The organism is Micromonospora sp. NPDC005173, from assembly GCF_040608515.1.
GTDB lineage: Bacteria > Actinomycetota > Actinomycetes > Mycobacteriales > Micromonosporaceae > Micromonospora.
Window position 1 is genome coordinate 258,984 of sequence record NZ_JBEXIK010000005.1, and the last position, 13,325, is coordinate 272,308.

14 protein-coding genes are annotated in these 13,325 nt (G+C 68.0%); 8 read left to right on the top strand and 6 right to left on the bottom strand.

The annotated features are described in order from the left end of the window. Positions 1 to 16 precede the first annotated feature (16 nt). The 4 genes from ABZV00_RS09885 to ABZV00_RS09900 form a co-directional block, all read right to left on the bottom strand. Complete coding sequence (locus tag ABZV00_RS09885) at positions 17 to 2,131, bottom strand: MMPL family transporter (protein WP_355603659.1); 2,115 nt, start codon at positions 2,129 to 2,131, stop codon at positions 17 to 19. Between the two features lie 9 nt (positions 2,132 to 2,140). Further along, positions 2,141 to 2,269, bottom strand: a complete 129-nt coding sequence (locus tag ABZV00_RS09890; RefSeq protein ID WP_355603662.1) for a hypothetical protein — start codon at positions 2,267 to 2,269, stop codon at positions 2,141 to 2,143. An 83-nt stretch (positions 2,270 to 2,352) separates the two neighbouring features. Further along, complete coding sequence (locus ABZV00_RS09895; protein WP_355603665.1) at positions 2,353 to 3,249, bottom strand: RNA polymerase sigma-70 factor; 897 nt, start codon at positions 3,247 to 3,249, stop codon at positions 2,353 to 2,355. Continuing rightward, on the bottom strand, positions 3,246 to 3,407 hold the full coding sequence (locus ABZV00_RS09900) for a hypothetical protein (protein ID WP_355603667.1): 162 nt from the start codon (positions 3,405 to 3,407) through the stop codon (positions 3,246 to 3,248). Before ABZV00_RS09900 ends, ABZV00_RS09895 begins: the two co-directional genes overlap by 4 nt. Positions 3,408 to 3,728: 321 nt before the next feature. Here ABZV00_RS09900 and ABZV00_RS09905 point away from each other — a divergent pair, with 321 nt between their 5' ends. The 6 genes from ABZV00_RS09905 to ABZV00_RS09930 all read left to right on the top strand — a co-directional run bounded on the left by ABZV00_RS09905 (position 3,729) and on the right by ABZV00_RS09930 (position 9,000). Further along, positions 3,729 to 4,085 (top strand): VOC family protein, encoded by a 357-nt coding sequence (locus ABZV00_RS09905; protein WP_355603670.1) that lies wholly within the window; start codon positions 3,729 to 3,731, stop codon positions 4,083 to 4,085. A gap of 36 nt (positions 4,086 to 4,121) precedes the next feature. After that, positions 4,122 to 5,075 carry a hypothetical protein gene (locus tag ABZV00_RS09910; RefSeq protein WP_355603673.1) on the top strand — a complete coding sequence of 318 codons (954 nt, stop codon included), beginning with the start codon at positions 4,122 to 4,124 and terminating at the stop codon, positions 5,073 to 5,075. Positions 5,076 to 5,289: 214 nt separating this feature from the next. Further along, a complete protein-coding gene (locus tag ABZV00_RS09915; protein ID WP_355603676.1) occupies positions 5,290 to 5,619 on the top strand; it encodes a PadR family transcriptional regulator in 330 nt (109 codons plus the stop codon). Positions 5,620 to 5,667: 48 nt separating this feature from the next. After that, complete coding sequence (locus tag ABZV00_RS09920) at positions 5,668 to 6,897, top strand: hypothetical protein (protein ID WP_355603679.1); 1,230 nt, start codon at positions 5,668 to 5,670, stop codon at positions 6,895 to 6,897. A 226-nt stretch (positions 6,898 to 7,123) separates the two neighbouring features. Continuing rightward, positions 7,124 to 8,239, top strand: coding sequence for a MerR family transcriptional regulator (locus tag ABZV00_RS09925; protein ID WP_355603682.1), 1,116 nt, complete (start codon positions 7,124 to 7,126; stop codon positions 8,237 to 8,239). Between the two features lie 152 nt (positions 8,240 to 8,391). After that, entirely contained in the window at positions 8,392 to 9,000 is a 609-nt protein-coding gene (locus ABZV00_RS09930) for a class I SAM-dependent methyltransferase (protein WP_355603685.1), read from the top strand. Between the two features lie 105 nt (positions 9,001 to 9,105). On the opposite strand, the gene ABZV00_RS09935 is transcribed toward ABZV00_RS09930, so the two are convergent. Beyond that, a complete protein-coding gene (locus ABZV00_RS09935; RefSeq protein WP_355603688.1) occupies positions 9,106 to 10,236 on the bottom strand; it encodes a GlxA family transcriptional regulator in 1,131 nt (376 codons plus the stop codon). A gap of 382 nt (positions 10,237 to 10,618) precedes the next feature. Here ABZV00_RS09935 and ABZV00_RS09940 point away from each other — a divergent pair, with 382 nt between their 5' ends. Continuing rightward, positions 10,619 to 11,257 carry an HD domain-containing protein gene (locus ABZV00_RS09940; RefSeq protein ID WP_355603690.1) on the top strand — a complete coding sequence of 213 codons (639 nt, stop codon included), beginning with the start codon at positions 10,619 to 10,621 and terminating at the stop codon, positions 11,255 to 11,257. Positions 11,258 to 11,325: 68 nt separating this feature from the next. Next, the gene (locus ABZV00_RS09945) at positions 11,326 to 12,261 is read left to right on the top strand and encodes an NADP-dependent oxidoreductase (protein WP_355603693.1); all 936 of its coding nucleotides are present in this window, start codon (positions 11,326 to 11,328) and stop codon (positions 12,259 to 12,261) included. A gap of 437 nt (positions 12,262 to 12,698) precedes the next feature. Here the strand turns inward: ABZV00_RS09945 and ABZV00_RS09950 are convergent. Beyond that, a partial coding sequence (locus tag ABZV00_RS09950; protein WP_355603696.1) for an RNA-guided endonuclease TnpB family protein occupies positions 12,699 to 13,325 on the bottom strand: 627 nt, incomplete at its 5' end.

Below are 13,325 nucleotides of genomic sequence, written 5' to 3' on the forward strand. Positions count from 1 at the left end.
CGGCGCCGGAAGGCTGTCACCTGCCCGCGTCCACGAAAGCCGGTTCGGGGTCGGCCTTGCCCGCCGACGGCTGGGGCTCGTGGTGCTTGAACAGCTTGCTGGGCCACCACATCCATCGACCCACGTCCAGAGTCAGCGCGGTGACCAGTACCGAGCGGACGATCATGGTGTCCAGCAGCACGCCGAACGCCACCGCGAACCCCAGCTGCGCCGCGAACACCAACGGCAGCGATCCCAGCGCCGCGAAGGTACCGGCCAGTACCAGACCCGCCGAAGTGATCACGCCGCCGGTCGCGGACAGCCCGGTCCGCGCGCCGCGCCGGGTGCCGTGCAGCAGTGCCTCTTCCCGTACCCGGGTGACCAGGAAGATGTTGTAGTCGATGCCCAGGGCGACCAGGAACACGAACACCAGGAGCGGGAAGTTCGCGTCCGCCCCGGCGAAGTCGAACACGTGGTTGAACATCAGAGCGCTCACGCCGAGGGCCGCACCGAACGACAGCACCACCGTCGCCACGAGCAGCAGCGGTGCGACGATCGCCCGCAGTAGCAGCGCGAGGATGAGGAAGACCACGATCAGTACGACGGGGATGATCACCTTGGAGTCGCGGGCGGCCGACTGCTGTGTATCGAGTGCGATCGCCGTGCTGCCGCCAAGCCGGGCATCCGCACCCTCGATCTTGTGGACCGCGGTTCTGGCCTGCTCGACGGTGCGCATCGCGGCCTTGCTGCCGGGAGCGTCCTTGAGCGTCCCGAGAACGAAGACCTCACCATCCTTGATCATCGGTGCCGCGACGTCGGCGACCCCTGGGACGCCTGACAGCACGCTCGTGACCTGCTCCGCCGAGGCAGCCTTGGCCACGACGTAAATGGGGTCACCCGACCCGGCCGGGAAGTGTCTGGACTGGATCTCCTCGCCGACGACCGCCTGCGGCTCGTTGGTGAACTGGCCCTTGCTCGGGATCCCATCGGCCTTGAGCCCCGTCACCCCGATCGCCATGACGCCGAGGACGAGCGCGGTCCCGACCCACACGATCCGCGGCCGACCGGAGATGGCGGTGCCGACCCGCGTCCAGATGCTGTCCTTGGGTGTCCCGACCGAGCCGTACGACGGCTTCACCGGCCAGAAGATCCAGCGGCCGCAGATGACCAACAGGGCCGGCATCAGGGTGACCATGGCGAGCAGCCCGACGAGGATACCGACGGCACAGGCCGGGCCGAGCCCTTTTGTGGAGTTGAGAGTGGCCAGCAGCAGCACCAGCAGGCTGACAGCGACGGTCGCGGCGCTGGCGATGATCGCGGGACTGGAGCGGTACAGGGCCTCCGCCATCGCCTCGTGCCGGTCCTCGTGCCGCCTCAACTCCTCCCGGTACCGCGAGATGAGCAGGAGCGCGTAGTCGGTGGCGGCGCCGAACACCAGTACGGTCAAAATGAGGCTGGTCTGCGTGTTGACGGTGAGCCCGGCGCTTTTCGCCAGCAGGTAGATCACCGCTTCCGCCGCGACCAGGGCACCGCCCGCGGTCAGCAGCGGCAGCAGTGGCAGCAACGGGCTGCGGTAGGTGAACAGCAGGATGACGACCACCACCAACGCGGTGATCGCCCCCAGGGCGCCTCCTCCGCTGAAGGCCGTTATCGAGTCGGACGCGTAACCGGCCGGGCCGGTGACGTGGAACCCGAGGCCGTTGGCGTTCTGTTCGCCGATCTTGGTCATCGCGTCGACGACCTTGTGGGCCCCGTCCCAACCCTCGTTACCGTCGTCAACCTGGACCACGGTCTGGATGGCCTTGCCATCCTGGGCCTTCAATGGGCCCTGTGGCTGCCCCACGACCTTTTCGATGCCCTTGAAGGCGTCGGCATCGGCTTGAGCCTTGGCCATGTCGGCAGTGGTGACGCCCTCGGGCCGGTCGTAGATCACGATCGCGGGCAGGGTCTCGGCGGGCTGGAACTTCTTGGCCTGGTCGATGACCTTGGTCGCCTCCGCGTTGCTGGGCAGCCAGGCCGAGTTGTCGTTCTTCTCAACGTCGCCCAGGTTGCCTGCCAGCATGAGGGCCGGCACCATCAGGGCGACCCAGATGGCCACGATGGCCCATTTCGCAATCCTGCCGCTGGGCAAGGTCATTACTTTTCGCAGCATGGGGATTCCTCAGTGTTCAGTCGACGTGGGAAGCTTGTCGGGATTGATGACGGCGCAGATTCCGCACACCTGGCCGCCGCCCGAAGTGAGGTCGAGGATGACGACGGCGAAGGCGGAGGAACCGTCGAACAGCAGCACCGATGAGTCGCCGTTGACGCTGCGGTAGACGACATTGAGAGCCCTGCCGAAGCGGGGGCGACACCGGCGAGCAGGCGGGCAACTTACCGGCTGATCTGACGCGGAACCGTCATCGCGACGAGTTTGTCTGGGTTGCGGATGGCGTAGAAGTTGGTGATCTTCCCGTCGATGATCTCGATCAGGAGGACGCCTTCGGGGCGGTCCCCGACGTGGGCAACCATCGCGGGCGCGTTGTTGCAGTTGACCATCTGGATTCGCATGCCCGGCCTCTGCCGGCCCGTGCGGAGGAGGTCCATGAGGACGGTCGCCACCTTCCGCGCGCCCACCACCGGCCGGCGCGCCGCGGTGGCCTTGCCGCCACTGTCGGCGGTCCAGGTGACGGTCGGCGCGAGCAGGGAGAGCAGCCCCGCCATGTCACCGGTGTCCGCCGCGGTCATGAACTGCTCGGTGATCTGCGCGGTCTTCGCGGCGTCGACGGGCTGGAATCGCCTGCGTCGCGCCTGCACGTGCTCGCGGGCGCGGTGCGCCACCTGGTGCACCGTCGTCACGGATTTGCCCACCGCTGCGGCGATTTCGTCGTAGCCGAAGCCGAACACCTCGCGCAGCACGAACACCGCACGCTCATCGGGGGTGAGCGTTTCGAGCAGTACCAGCATCGCCATCGACACCGACTCGGCGAGCACCACGTCGGCCGACGGGTCGTTCTCGTCGAGCAACAGCGGTTCGGGCAGCCACGGGCCGACGTAGTCCTCGCGACGGCGCGCGCTCGCCCGCAACGCGTTGAGCGTCTGACGGGTCACCAACCGCGCCAGGTACGACCTGGTGTCCCGCACCGTCGCGAGGTCCACCTCGGCCCACCGCAGATAGCTGTCCTGCAGCACGTCGTCGGATTCGGTAGCGGAGCCGAGTATTTCGTAGACGATCGTGAACAGCAGCGGCCGCAACAGGGTGAACCGCTCGGCATGCTCGTCGGTGGTCACGGGGACGTGACCACCCGCGCGGCGAAGGCCGGCTGCTCCAGCTGGCGACCGCCCTTGACCCAGCCCGTGGAACCCGGCTTGCGGGCCTCGCGACGGATCCTCGACAGCGCGACCTTGCAGGTCAGCTCCTTCTTGTGGCGTGTGATGTGCTCAGTCATGCCCCCAAGACACCACGGAACGTCGAAACATGACACGACGTGATGCGAATCACTCCACTTAGTAACGCGAGAACAGGCGGTGGGGCGGCCCGCGGAAACCCGCCGGATGCCGACGCCCCAGGCCCCCACGCTTGCCGGCACCACAAGTCCGCTCAGCGCCGAAGGACGAGACCCATCTGCGGAAAGTGGCACCACGGCGGTTGACCACTTCGCTGGTCTGCGCCCAAGCCGTCACCCGTCTCGTGTGATACCGACCCGAGTGCCTCTGGGTGGCGTCGACGCTGGACGAATCGCCGACCGGAGCTCTGTCAGGATCAGTACATGGCGAACGTCTGGTCCGGTGTCACGATCGATTGCGTTGACCCCGAGCGGGTAGCCCGGTTCTGGAGTGGCCTGCTCGGTCGCGAGCCTGGGCCGTCGCAGGAGGGTTGGGTCTACCTCGGCGAGCGAGGTGACCCTCAGCCGCGGCTGGTGTTCCAGCCAGTGCCGGAGCCTCGAACAGGCAAGGTTCGGATTCACCTCGACGTCTCCGTCGACGATATCGACGAGGCGATGGCGCTGGTCATCGGCCTTGGTGGCCGATTTACCGGTGAACGGCACGACTATGACGAGGGTGTGGTCGTGGTCATGGCCGACCCGGAGGACCACGAGTTCTGCCTCGCTCAGTACTACAGCTGACGGTGGCCGGCCAATCGACCCGGCTACGATCCGCTCGTGATCGAGGAATTGATCAGGAGGACGGCCGCCGAGGACGACGACGCGATCGAGGAATTGTGCGAGATCGCGGACGCCGATCCGCAGAGGCTGGCCCCGTACCAGGGCCTATTGCTCGACCTCGACGTGCTGTGGCCGGCGAAGTTGTACCGCGCGGCAGGCGCCGACGTTGTTCGCCAGGTCATCGAGCAGATCGACGGCGGGCGGACACCCAATCGGCTCAATCATCTACTCCTGATCCTGGCGCACTGTGCTCACCCGCTCGCCGAGAGCGCCATGCGTCGCTGGTCGACGCAACCGCCGGCCGGCGCGGACGAACTGCACGTCGGTGCGCTGAGCTACGCGCTCGAGGGCGGTTGGACGATCGGCCCAGGCGACAGCCGACGGGGCCTGTGCGGGGACACCGCGCATCGGTGGGTCATTCGCGAAACACCCCGACGCGCAGACGGGCCCACCTGTCCATGGTGTGCGTCGCCGCTCTGGGTTGCCGCGGACCTCGACACCGCAGAACCGGCCATCGAAGCTGCGCTGACACATGCGGGCTGGTCCGGCCGATTGGTGATCGAGACCTGCCACTTCTGCGCCTGCTATACGACGCTGTACAGCCGGGTCACGCCGGCCGGCTCCGCTACCTGGTGGGCCGGCAACACCCGCCCGAGCTACCTCTCGGATGCTGCCGAACCGGAGGACCCGCCGGCGCTGCTTCCGGTCTTGGGGCCGGCGTTGCCGAACCCCTACCAGGCCAGCGCCTGGAATCGCGGCGGCTCGACGCTGGGCGGTCGGCCCGACTGGATCCAGGACGCCGAGCACGCCGACTGCCCCGGTTGCGGCCAACCGATGGACTATGTGGGTTTGATCGGCGGCGCGGACCTGGACGACTTCGGCGAAGGCGCTTACTACCTGCACCTGCACCAGCCGTGCGGGTTCGCCGCGGTGAGCTACCAACAAAGCTGAGTCAGCGTGCTTTACCAATCGCCGTCGTCGTGGACGCCCTCAGATTCCGATGAGCGTGGGTTCGCTTCTCGACCTTGGGCCTATGTAGTCGACCATCGCTGCTTTGATCATGGCGGGAGGTTCAGCGGCTCGCCATCCAGCGGTCAGCCGGAGGCGCAATGCAGATCAAGGGATGGGTCTTGCGCATAACTCTATCTAGGTAGACCATGGTGTCATGGTCCGCACCCGATATCCCTCCCCGCAGACCGCGGCCGTACTCACCGCCCTCGCCGAGGCAGGCGAGGGCTGGAGCCACGGCTACGACCTGTGCCGCGCCCTCGACCTGAAGGCGGGCACCGTCTACCCGATCCTGATCCGCCTCGCCGAGCGCGGACACGTCGAGACCTCCTGGGAGACCGACCCGCCGCGCGGGCGGCCGGCCCGGCACCTGTACCGGCTCAGCACCGCGGGCGCCGAACTCGCGCGCGCCGTCGCGGCGACGGCACGTGCCAGGAACGGCGCACCCGCCCCGGGCGCGGCCCGGCTCGCGCCCGGGACCACCTGAGCTTCGACCGCTCGACCTCGACCCGCACCTGCCGTTCGGAGGCCCTCGATGCTCGCTTTCCTCCTCATCCTGGTGCTGCTCCTACCGGTGCCCCTGCTCGCGATCGTGGTGCTCGCGGTCCGGCTGCGTGACGCCGTACGCCGGGGCGGTGCGCGCACGCTCGCCGCCCGCGCCCGCGCCGCGTGGCGAGACGGCACCAGACGTCCGGTGTGGCCGAGACTGATCGCCGTCGCCGCGGCCAGCGCGCTGCTCACTGCCGGCCTGGAGAGCCTGTACCTCGCCACGGTCACCAACGGCCCGCGCTGGGGCTTTGACGTAGTGCTGCTGTCCATGATGCTCGGAGTGCTCGCGGCCCTCGGGTGCGCCGCGTTCGTCGGCGCGGCTGCAGCCGCCGTGTCCCGCGCCCGCGGATTCGGAGCCGGCGCCATCGCCGGGCTGCTCGCCCTCGCCGCCATCGTCGCCGGCACCGCGGCCGCGTACCTGCCGCTGCGCGCCGCCTATCTGGCCGAGCCCGGCATGTTCCCGGTCATCGCGAACCTCGGCGACGGCGACCTGCTGATGCCGCTCGACGTCTTCCTGGTCGCGCTGGCCTGGAACATGCCGTGGCCAGTCCTCGGAGCCGCGCTCGGCGCCCGCACTGCAGGCCGTCAGCACGCGGCACGCGACGTCTGGCAGATCCTGCTCGACCTGGCCACCGCCGACCTGCCCCACAACCGATCCGCATGGGGTGCCGCGCTGCGGGCCGAACTCGCGGCGATCGACCCGCCAGCCGAGCGCCGCAGGTTCGCCCTCGGCGGGGTACGGGCCGCGCTGCGGTCCGCGCTGCCGCACGGCGCATGGCTGCTGGCCGCAGGGACGGCGGTCGTCGTGGCAGGTGCCACGTTGGCCGCCTCGCGCTGGTCGCTGGCGCACGACCGCGGCGGCATACTCGGCTTCTGGGTGTTCCTCCCGATGCCCCTACTGCTGGCCGTCGCGCTCACCACGGCCTGGCGCAACCGATCCTTCGGCGCCGGGCTGCGCACCGGAGCACTGGCCGGGCTGGCCGCCCTGGTCGCGGTGCTCGCCGTCAGCCTCCCCGAGGCCGTGGTCTGGGCGAACCAGCACGCTGGCTACCTGAGCACCGGCGACGCCGTGCCGCCGACGTGGCAAGCCGCTGTCCTCGATGTGCTGCGTCCAGAGTTCCTCCTCGGCATGATCTTCGAATGGACGGCGGGTACCGCCACCGGCGCGGCCCTCGGCACCGCGCTCGGAAGCCGGCGCACCCGCGCCAACGGCTGACGTAGTCGGACGCTCCGAACGCCGACCGGGAGGTGCACGATGCTTGCCCACCGAACCTGTACCGGCGGCCCGATGTGAGGACGGCGTTCATGCCGTACGGCGGCGCCCTCGAAGGCAACGTCAACCGCACAATGATCAAGCAGGCGTTGCCGATGAGCGGAAACTCGATCATGCCAGCAGCGAGGGGCTTGCTCCTCACGCGGCGTCATGCCACATAGTCGGTGGCGTGGAGGATCACCTGACCGTGGGGCGTGTGGCGGAGTTGGCCGGCGTCAGCGTCCGCACGCTGCATCACTATGACGAGATCGGCCTCCTGGAGCCGTCCACGCGGACCGCGGCCGGGCACCGGGCCTACTCCGCCGACGATGTGGAGCGACTCCGGGAGGTGCTCGCCTACCGGCGGCTCGGCTTCGGATTGCGGGAGATCGCGGATCTGGTTGACGATCCGGCCACCGACGCAGTCGCGCACCTGTGCCGGCTGCGCGGCCTGCTAACGGACCAGCGCGACCGAGCTGCTGCCATGGTCACGGCCATAGACAGGGAACTGGAGGCACGAGCAATGGGGATCAGGACGACGCCAGAGGAGCAACTGCAAGTGTTCGGCGCGCAGTTGTACGACGCCATCGGATCTGCTTACCCAGCGACGCGGCGCACCGAGCCGCGGATCGCCGCGCAGATTTGGGATGCGCTGGGGGACGCACGAACGGTGCTGAACGTCGGGGCTGGCACCGGTTCCTACGAGCCCCCCGACCGCGATGTCACGGCGGTGGAACCGTCGGCGGTCATGCGGGCGCAGCGTCCCGTGGGCGCGGCGCCGTGCGTGGCCGCCGCCGCGGAGAGTCTGCCGTTCGAGGACCAGTCTTTTGATGCCGCGATGGCGGTCAGCACCGTCCATCACTGGCCGGACCCGGTCGCCGGGCTGCGTGAGATGCGGCGTGTGGCCCGCCGCGTGGTGGTGTTCACGTACGACGCCGATGACACCGGCTGGCGTCAGCGGTTCTGGCTCACCCGCGACTACCTGCCTGAATTCGCGAACCTTCTCGTCGGCTGGCCGTCCCTGGCCGACCTGACCCGCGCGATCGGAGGACGCGCGGAGCCGGTGCTCGTCCCCTGGGACTGCGCTGACGGCTTCTTCGAGGCACACTGGCGCCGGCCTGAGGCATACCTGGACGAACATGTACGCCGCGCGGTTTCGGTATGGACCAGAGTCGGACCGCAGGCTGAGCAGCGGGCAGTCAGCACACTCCGCGAAGACCTTTCCTCAGGTCGGTGGGCCGAGCGCAACCGCGACCTCGTCCCCCTCGACACCGCAGAGCTCGGCCTCCGCCTGCTCGTAGCCTGAACCACCGTGCGCGAGAACGCATCAAGGAGCTGACCTACCGCGATCGGTAATTGCGACCACGGCGACGGTTGGCCTGAGTCGCCGCCTTCGGTCGGCGGCGAACTGGTCATGGGCCCGGCTCCGGCCAATCCGAGAGCTCATATAGTCAGGCGGTGAACATGGAGCAGGTCCGGCAGGCGTACGCGTCCGTTGCAGAGCTCTACATCGAGCTGTTCGGCACGAGCCAGCAGGTACACGCCGACGACCTCGCCTTCATCGGGCGACATCTGGCAGGCCGACCTGGCACGGTGCTCGATCTCGGCTGCGGGCCTGGCCATATCACCGGCTACCTTCGCTCACTGGGCGTCGACGCAACGGGAATCGACATGGTCCCCGAGTTCATCGCCCACGCGAGGGCGAACCACCCGAGCGCCGAGTTCCACCTCGGGTCGATGGAACGCCTCGACGTCGCCGACCACTCCATCGCCGGCATCCTGGCCTGGTACTCGTTGATCCATCTACCGCCGCAAGATCTCGACGGCATGCTCGCTGAGTTCCGGCGAGCCATCGCCCCGTCCGGAACGTTGGTGCTGGGTCTCTTCGACGGTGACGAGGTCGACGCCTTCGACCACAAAGTCGTGACCGCCTATCGCTGGCCCGTCGACGCGATATCCGAGCGACTGACGCGTGCCGGCTTCACGGAAGTTGAGCGCCAGCGGCGGCCCAGTGACGGCACTCATCGGCCGCTCGCCGCCATCGCGGCAGTCGCAACCGACCGGTGAGCTGAGTCGGTTCCTGACGCGCAACGCCAAGCCAGGACCCGTCCTGAGGCGGAGGCCAGACACGACGCGGCCGCACGCCAGCTCCCGCAACTTGCAACTGGAGCACTAACCCGCATTCGCACGGCGGGTCGTGCTGAACCGGCGTTGGTAGGCGGCTGGGCTGATCGACAGCTTCCTGGCGAAAACCCGTCGCATGCTTTCGTAGCTGGGGAACCCGGCGAGGGTCGCGGCCTGCGTCGCGGTGTGTCCTTGGTCGAGCAGTGCCCTGGCCATGTCGAATCGGATGTTTTCCACGTAGCGGGCCGGTGTCGTGGACAGCTCGTCGTGGAAAAGCCGGGTGAGGTGCCGGGTGCTCACGTTGAGGTGTTTCGCGAGTTCACCGAGCGAGTGGTCCCCACGGGGGTCCGCCGTCACCAGGTCGGTGATTCTGCGGAGCGCTGGCGAGCGGGGCGGCGGTCCTTGCAGCGGCGCCGAGAACTGGGACTGGCCGCCCGCGCGCTGCATGTACACCACCAAGGCGCGTGCGACGTCGCGTGCCAGGTCGGGCCCGTGGTCCTCTTCGACGAGAGCGAGCGCCAGGTCGATCCCGGCCGTCACCCCTGCCGACGTGTACGTGGTGCCATCGCGAACGTAGATCGCGTCGGGCTCGACGCGGCACGTCGGATACCAGGCGGCAAGCTCGTGCGCGACCTGCCAGTGCGTGGTCGCACGCTTGCCGTCGAGGATGCCGGCGGCGGCGAGGACGAACGCCCCGGTGCAGATCGATGCGACCCGGCCGGCCACAGCCGCCGGTATCCGTACGACGTCCGCCAGGTCGGCGGGGACACGGGCGCGCGGATAGAGGTCGGACCCGGCCACCAGCAACGTGTCGAAAGCCGGCTCCGAGGAGATGGCGCCGTCGACCGCGACCCGGACCGCGAGGTTCGACGTGACGTCCGCACCGGTCGGCGACAGCAGCACGATCCGGTAGTCGGCACCGAACCGGTTCGACTCCTTGAACACCTCCGCGGGACCGGCGACGTCCAGCAACGTCACTCCGTCGTAGACGAAGATCGCGACGCGATGGGGGCCAGCGTTCACCACACCGGTCCCTTCGAAGCCGGATCCCTGCGGGGAGCGACCGGACCCCGGCGGCACTGACCGCCGTCGGGTCGGCGAAACATGAGCATGGACACCGCCTATTGGTAGCACGACATTACCGGAGACGACGGGGATCCTCGTGGCCGAGTTACTCACGTTTCGACTATTGCAGGTAAACGAACTCCCTGCGATCTTCGGCTGATTACGTACACAGCGGGGTTTATTCAAGAAACGCCGGAGCCGTCGCAAGGCTGGTCTACGAAATCCTCTTTCCGCAACCGATGCCCGGTTGACTCACGCGATGAACCCGACACCAGGCGTCGCGTGGAACGGGCCGTGACGGACGACACGAAGTCGCAGGCCACGCGCTCGTCCCGCTGGGGGGACACGGCACCGCGCGTGGGTGGAGCACGACTGCGACTTCGCCCTGTCCGGATATAGGTGATTTCCGTCCGGACGAAGGCGGCGCCATACGACGATCGGTGGGCAGCATGGAGGTCGGAAACATGGTCCACACACTCGGGGAAGGTCAGAGATCGTGCCAGAGGTCATCGCGGGGCTGGAGATTCCTGAGACAGCGGCGGTCGCCGAAGCGACCGGGCGCATCCGGGAGACGACCAGCCCTCTCATCTACCACCATTCCCGAAGGGTCTTCCTCTTCAGCCTGATTCACGCTCACAAGCTCGGCGTGAAACCGGACCCGGAGCTGCTCTATCTGGCGGCCATGTTCCATGACGCCGGCCTCCTGACTCCCTTTTCCGACGTCGAGCAGCGCTTCGAAGTCGATGGCGCCGACCACGCGCGCAAGTTCCTCCTCGACCGGGGTTTCTCGACGGCGGCCGCCGAGACCGTTTGGACGGCGATCGCGCTACACACCACGCCGGGCATCCCCGACCGGATGGCCCCGGAAATCGCGACCACGTACCTCGGTGTCTTGACCGACGTGCTCGGGTTGGGCCTGGACGGACTGGAACACGATCAGCTGGACGAGATTCTCGCCGTCCACCCACGAGGGGACTTCAAGAACGAGTTTCTGCGGGCCCACGTCGACGGGCTGAAGAACCGTCCCGAGACCACGAACGGCACCGTGAACTCCGACGTGCTCGAACACTTCATCCCCGGCTTCCAGCGCGTCACGACGGTCGAACGCATCGTCGGATCGCCCTGGCCAAGCTGATTGGACATCTCACGCGAGCACGCGATGAACGGTAAGAGCCGACGAACTTTCTTGGAAAGGATTCGAGCATGCGAGCGATCACTGTGCGAGACCGTGACGCGGGTGTCAGCGGGCTCACCCTGACCGACATGCCCTACCCCCACGCTGCGGAAAACGACGTCATCGTGCAAGTGCACGCGGCAGGCTTCACCCCCGGAGAACTCGACTGGCCGGGAACGTGGTCCGATCGCGCCGGTCGCGACCGGGCACCCAGCATCCCCGGGCACGAGCTGTCCGGAGTCGTGGTCGAGCTCGGCTACGGAACCACCGGCCTCACCGTGGGCCAGCGGGTGTTCGGACTGACCGACTGGACCCGCAACGGATCCCTGGCCGAATACACCGCGGTGGAGGCTCGCAACCTCGCCCCCCTCGCCGCCGACATCGACCACACCGTGGCGGCCGCGCTGCCCATCTCCGGACTGACCGCGTGGCAGGGACTGTTCGACCACGCCCACCTCACGACCGGCCAGACCGTCCTCATTCACGGCGCCGCGGGCGGCGTCGGCTCGATCGCCGTTCAACTCGCGCGGGAGGTGGGCGCTCGCGTGATCGGCACCGGCCGAGCAGGCGACCGTGACGTCGCGCTCGGCCTCGGCGCGCAGACCTTCCTCGACTTGCACGCCGACGATCTGCAGCACGTCGGCGAGGTGGACGTGGTATTCGACGTCATCGGCGGCGACATCCTCGAGCGATCGACCAAACTGGTACGCCCGGGCGGCACCCTCGTCACCATCGCCACGCCACCTACCGTGCAGCCCAAGGACGGGCGGGCCATCTTCTTCGTCGTCGAACCTGATCGCACTCGGCTGACCGACCTCGCCCAGCGCCTCCGGACCGGACGGCTCAACCCCATCGTCGGCGCCGTGCGACCGCTTTCCGAAACCGCCTCCGCGTTCGCCCGCCGCCGCACGCCAGGCAAGACGATCATTCAGGTCGCGGACGAACAAGGAACGCAGCACTCGTGATCAGTGTGCGAATGCCAGCGGCGTGCTGATCGCCGGCACGGTTGCCGGGGTCGTCGGATGCGCCCCTGCGACCAGCATCACCATTGCGGCACCCCTCACGATCCACCTTTCCCGATGCCTGACTCATCCCCTTGGGTACGCCATTCCTCGTGCCTGAGAAAGGCGTCATGCAGCTCCGCTGCCCGGGGCGTGGGTTGGCCACCGTGCCGGCAGGACCACCGAGCAGATCCTCGGCGGTATACGGCCGTGACGAATTACCGGCGAGGTCCTGGCATCGCTGACTCGTCGGGGCTGCGATCTCTGACAACCCGTTTTTGACATCCTCCACCGCCCTGAAGGGCGGGGATTCCCTCGGTCACCCGGGGGGGTTCCTGTTTCACCGGGCCGCGCCTTCACCGCTTGCGCGGGTCGGGTCTTACCGTCCCTCCACAGGCGTTTCACCTCTCCGCCAGCCCGGCGGCGAGAATGTTGCACGCTGCGTTGACGTCCCGGTCGTGCACGGCATCACAGCCGGGACACGTCCAGGCGCGAACGCCGAGGGTCATTGCGGTGTTGATCCGCCCGCACGCCGAGCAGGTCTTCGTGCTCGGATGCCAGCGGTCGACGGCGACAACGGTCCGCCCGTACCAGGCGGCCTTGTACTCAATCATGCTGCGCAGTTGGGTCCACGCCGCGTCGGAGATAGCGCGGGCCAGACTGTGGTTGCGCAGCATGTTACGCACACTGAGATCCTCGATCACGACCGTTTGATTCTCGCGGACGAGTCGAGTCGACAGCTTGTGCAGGTGATCCCGCCGCCGATCGGCGATACGGGCATGAATCCGAGCCACCACCACGCGAGCCTTGGCCCGGTTCTTGGTGTCCTTGCCCTTACGGGACAGGTTCCGCTGCGCCTTGGCCAACCTGCGCCGGTCAGCGCGCTCATGACGCGGGTTGGTGACCTTCTCCCCGGTGGACACGGTGAGCAGACTCGTGATGCCCACGTCCACCCCGACCGCCGTGAACAGCGGCGGCAGTGCCTTGACGGTGGGGTCATCGACCAGCAGGGACACGAACCACCGACC

What these genes read in the sequence shown, in the direction of transcription:
- ABZV00_RS09885 (WP_355603659.1), bottom strand. Translation starts at nt 2,131, where the DNA reads ATGCTGCGAAAAGTAATGACCTTGCCCAGCGGCAGGATTGCGAAATGG.
- ABZV00_RS09900 (WP_355603667.1), bottom strand. Translation starts at nt 3,407, where the DNA reads ATGACTGAGCACATCACACGCCACAAGAAGGAGCTGACCTGCAAGGTC.
- ABZV00_RS09905 (WP_355603670.1), top strand. Translation starts at nt 3,729, where the DNA reads ATGGCGAACGTCTGGTCCGGTGTCACGATCGATTGCGTTGACCCCGAG.
- ABZV00_RS09915 (WP_355603676.1), top strand. Translation starts at nt 5,290, where the DNA reads ATGGTCCGCACCCGATATCCCTCCCCGCAGACCGCGGCCGTACTCACC.
- ABZV00_RS09920 (WP_355603679.1), top strand. Translation starts at nt 5,668, where the DNA reads ATGCTCGCTTTCCTCCTCATCCTGGTGCTGCTCCTACCGGTGCCCCTG.
- ABZV00_RS09945 (WP_355603693.1), top strand. Translation starts at nt 11,326, where the DNA reads ATGCGAGCGATCACTGTGCGAGACCGTGACGCGGGTGTCAGCGGGCTC.